Source organism: Photobacterium sp. DNB22_13_2 (assembly GCF_052873915.1).
Window position 1 is genome coordinate 1 of the sequence record NZ_JBNNXU010000185.1, and the last position, 258, is coordinate 258.

At 67.8% G+C, this 258-nt stretch carries 1 pseudogene; it reads left to right on the forward strand.

Going from position 1 to position 258, the window contains the following annotated elements:
• A pseudogene (locus ACVA58_RS28295) lies at window positions 1–258 on the forward strand (ribosome rescue GTPase HflX); the annotation flags it as partial.

The following is a 258-nucleotide window of genomic DNA, read 5'->3' on the forward strand; positions in this document are numbered from 1 at the left end:
GGCCTCATCCTCGACATCTTCAGCCAGCGTGCGCAGAGCCACGTCGGCAAAGTGCAGGTGGAGCTCGCGCGCGTGCGCTACCAGGCGGCACGTCTGGTACGGGCGTGGAGCCACTTGGAGCGTCAGAAGGGCGGTGTTGGCCTGCGTGGCGGCCCCGGTGAGCGCCAGCTCGAACTGGACCGCCGGATGCTAGACGAACGTGCCAAGCGCCTGTCGTCCGAGTTGGACAAGCTGCAGCGCCAGCACGACACGCAACGC